The 3,717-nt window shown below is 46.1% G+C and carries 6 protein-coding genes; 3 read left to right on the top strand and 3 right to left on the bottom strand.

Translation table 11 applies throughout. The features are described from left to right. Together ACEW8P_RS04435 and ACEW8P_RS04430 are read left to right on the top strand one after the other, a co-directional pair. A partial coding sequence (locus tag ACEW8P_RS04435; protein WP_373511902.1) for an MmcQ/YjbR family DNA-binding protein occupies positions 1-217 on the top strand: 217 nt, incomplete at its 5' end. A gap of 19 nt (positions 218-236) precedes the next feature. Continuing rightward, positions 237-803, top strand: coding sequence for a hypothetical protein (locus ACEW8P_RS04430; RefSeq protein ID WP_373511901.1), 567 nt, complete (start codon positions 237-239; stop codon positions 801-803). 26 nt (positions 804-829) lie between these two features. Here the strand turns inward: ACEW8P_RS04430 and ACEW8P_RS04425 are convergent, their stop codons facing one another. From ACEW8P_RS04425 to ACEW8P_RS04415, 3 genes are read right to left on the bottom strand one after another with little or no spacing between them, the layout of a single operon-like run. Continuing rightward, entirely contained in the window at positions 830-2,014 is a 1,185-nt protein-coding gene (locus ACEW8P_RS04425; protein ID WP_373511900.1) for a DUF255 domain-containing protein, read from the bottom strand. A gap of 17 nt (positions 2,015-2,031) precedes the next feature. Then, positions 2,032-2,373, bottom strand: a complete 342-nt coding sequence (gldC, locus tag ACEW8P_RS04420; RefSeq protein WP_373511899.1) for a gliding motility protein GldC — start codon at positions 2,371-2,373, stop codon at positions 2,032-2,034. A gap of 35 nt (positions 2,374-2,408) precedes the next feature. Then, complete coding sequence (locus ACEW8P_RS04415) at positions 2,409-3,143, bottom strand: DUF4197 domain-containing protein (protein WP_373511898.1); 735 nt, start codon at positions 3,141-3,143, stop codon at positions 2,409-2,411. Between the two features lie 109 nt (positions 3,144-3,252). Here ACEW8P_RS04415 and ACEW8P_RS04410 point away from each other — a divergent pair. Further along, positions 3,253-3,717: competence/damage-inducible protein A (locus tag ACEW8P_RS04410; protein ID WP_373511897.1), on the top strand; the 465-nt coding region annotated here is incomplete at its 3' end.

Below are 3,717 nucleotides of genomic sequence, written 5' to 3'. Positions count from 1 at the left end.
AGTGCAGTTTAACGCCAAATGCGATCCATTGAAAGCACAGGAATTACGCGAACAATACGATTGCGTTTTGCCTGGCTATCATATGAACAAGAAACATTGGAACACAGTCAAGGTCGACGGTAGCGTTTCAGACGAAAAGTTGAAGTCCTGGATAAAGGCTTCCTACGATCTGGTAGTTGCGAGCCTCCCGGCTAAGGTTCGTACTGAACTTGCCTGAAAATCCCTAAAAAACTACAATGGAAATTTGCCTAGTCGTACTGCTACTTATCCCTTACCTCTTCGTGAAGTATTACCTGACGGATCACGAGACGAAGGCAGAGAAGGATTTAGCTCGCTTTGCAGAAGGGATTTGGCTGTTAAATGAAAACAGGTTCGAAGCAGCTTTCCGGTATTTTGATGAAGTCGTAAAGGCCAATCCCAAATCGGCAGTTGCCTACGCTTATCGGGGAAAGTGCAACCTGTTCGACGAGAATTATTACTCTGCGCTGTATGACCTCGAACAGGCCTTGAGCTTCGACAACACGCTTTCTGACTGCTTTATGGACAAAGGGAAAGCGCACTTGGCTTTGAAAGAGTTTGCCGAGGCTTTCCGAGAATTCGATAAAGCAGTTTGGTTTTTCAGGAATGAGAATGCTGATGCTTTACGTTTTCGTGGCTTGTCGCGTTTGCGGATGGAGCAGTTTGCTCAGTCTGAGCGGGATCTCCTTCGTGCTATGGAATTAGGCGACGAGGATTCTAGGTTCATTCTCTCTCAGGCCCCCTTCAATCTTGATCTCGCCAAGCACGAGAGGCAAAGTCGCTAAGTACTCTTTGCAGATTTGTGAGAAATCTACTGTCGACGCTTGGCCGCAGCCAGTTCCATTCGAATGTTAACTTCTTCTTCCGAACCCTTAGGGGCCATATTGAGCGCATTATCCGCCCACTTTTCCGCTGACTGAACGTAACTTGCATCGGGAGAATGCTCGTTAAAGTACTTCAACAAATAGGCATAATCCGGCACTTTAAGGGGTACCTGGGTGATGTGGCTATTGACTAATTCTACTGCCCGCTTTGGCGTACTTTCCCGAAAATAAGCATTGATTAGAGGTAATAGCACTCTGTTTCGCGCTACCTGCGGATCGATTTCAACTTTGATCATGTAATCCCGCATCTGCTTAATCTTATCGCTACTATACTGGTTGCCGAAGCTGCTGTACAACGAAGACATAATCAAATTTTCCGCCACGTTTTTCACCTCCTCCGCGTCGCGGCCCCGTTTGAAAGTTGAAAAATGGTTGACGAAGTACTTTCCCATCGGGTTCTCTACATCCATCAGCAGCTTCTGAATTGCCAGGTAATTGGTGTTGGAAGCATAGCTGTTTTCCGGTTGCTGGCTGGCGTATATCTCCATTGCTTTCCGGTTAGACACAGTATCCATAGTCACTTTGCTGAACAGCGCATAGTCGATCAAAAACTGACTGTCTTTTTCACCCGCTTCAAAGCGCTTTTTCATTGAGGGCGCGCGCAAATCAGGATCAAGCGCTAGTTTTCCTTGCTCGATTAGCTTGTCCCCACTCGGTTCGATGGTTGCCAAATGAATCAGATTTCTATTTTGATCAAAATATAGCAGCAAAGGGAGAGAAGGAACAAAGATTTTCTGCCCCAAAACGAAGCTCTGGAACTCTGGCGAATTGACTTCTATCCGGTAATTCAAGAAAGTGTCGTTATAAAAATCACTAACCTTTTCTTCCTTGAAAACAGGAATAAAGCTTTGGCACACGTGGCAAGACTCCGAATAGATTTCCAAAAAGACGGGTTTGTTCTGCGCCTTAGCCATCTCAAACGCCTTATCAACATCATTGGCATAAAATGTAACGCCCTCTTGTGTGACTGGCGTCAAAGTGCTCGCCTCAGCAGAACTGGCTGAATTTGTCTTGTTATCAGAGTCTTTTTGACAAGAAACTAACGCCGTTAAAAAAAATGCCAGCCCCAGAATAGAGATTTTACGCCTTCTTTTATTAAACTTTAAACTCATGGACTTTGAAATTTGAACTATTGTGCTGCCTTAATCTCCGCCTCCAAGTCTTTACTCAATTGCTGGCATAGAGCCTCGATATTGTCAGCCATCTTTTTGTCGTTCGTGGCAGTAAGCAACGTATCGGCAATGCCACTCATAGTTTCGATGTAGAAGCGCTTCATGTCAATCACTTCCATTTCCTTTGTCCACAAATCGATCTTCAAAGTACCACGATGGTAGTGATCCCAGACTGCCACCGCAATGGCGCGAGTGTCCTCAATACCCTCATTGGGATTATCGGTGGCACTCCAATGGATTTTGTCGGGAACATTTTGGTTATCGACTTCGACCGTAAAATGTATTTCTGATTTTTTCATCAACTTATTTGGGAAGATTTTCGCAAAAGTACACTTTACTGTCCGGCTCGCGCAAATACGCGCTTTAAAATGTCCGTCACACGGGCGGCAGGGTCTTCCCGAATCTTCTTTTCCTCCTGGGCAATCAGAAAGTACAACCCATCCATTGCTTTTTGGGTAGCATACTGTTTCAGATCAGGATTCACCTTCTGCACGAAAGGAATTTTGTTGTAGGTATTTACCAGATCGGCGTAGTACCGTGTTGCCTGATTGAGGTTCAGCGTGCTATCCACTACGGGGAAGAAAGAATCGTATAGCTGCTCATTGGTCGTTCGCTTCAAATAGGTAGTCGCGGCGTCTTCCGGGCCTCTCAGGATTCCGACTGCGTCGTTGATCGTCATTGAAGTAATGGCGCTGATGAAAATGGGCTTTGATCTCTTGGCAGCATCTTCTGCGGCGCGGTTCAACGAAAGTACGAAGCGATCCACCTCATCGCCCAGGCCAATTTGTCGGAGCGTATTCTCTACTTTCTGGGCATCTGGCGGGAAAAGTATTTTGATATATTGATTTTTGAGGTAGCCGTCGGTACGCGAAGCTTCGGCCGAGCCGTTGCCTATCCCGACTTTAAGTGCTTCTTTAAGACCATTGGCAATTTCATTTTCGGAAAGTGCGCCTGACTGCTCCTGAACCTGCCCAAGTATCTTACCTAATTTTGTTTTGCCAAACTGCGCTTGTGACGAACATCCAGCCATCAGTAGGACAATCGGCACTATTAAACATTTTTTGTACATCGTAGTGGGTTTTGTTTGCTTCTTGAACTACTCGACAAACGTAATCGTTCCCGATAAATTTTACGTAATTTTGGGCTAAAACAAGGTTTACATAACAGAAACCGTACCAATGAGGGCAGCCATCAAGGCGGAAGTAATGACGATTGGCGACGAGATTCTCTTCGGCCAAATCACCGACACCAATACGCAGTGGATAGGCACCGAATTAACCAATATTGGTATTCGACCCGTCCGCAAAACTTCGGTGGGCGACAATGCCGAAGAAATTTTGGCAGCTTTGGAGGAAGGCTTGCATCGAGTCGACGTGCTTATTATCACGGGTGGACTGGGCCCGACTAAAGACGACATCACCAAGCATACACTTTGCCAATTTTTGGACACTGAATTAGAAATCAATGAATCTGCCCTAGCACTCATTACGGATTTTTTCGTACGCCGCGGGCGACCGATGACTGAATTGAACCGTCAACAAGCGGCATTGCCAAGAAGCTGTGTCTATTTACAGAATGACTGGGGTACCGCGCCTGGCATGTGGTTCGAGCGGGACGGTAAGGTAATTGTCTCCCTGCCCGGT

This window comes from Persicitalea sp., assembly GCF_041751555.1.
GTDB lineage: Bacteria > Bacteroidota > Bacteroidia > Cytophagales > Spirosomataceae > Persicitalea.
This window is presented reverse-complemented; position numbering and strand designations above follow the sequence as displayed.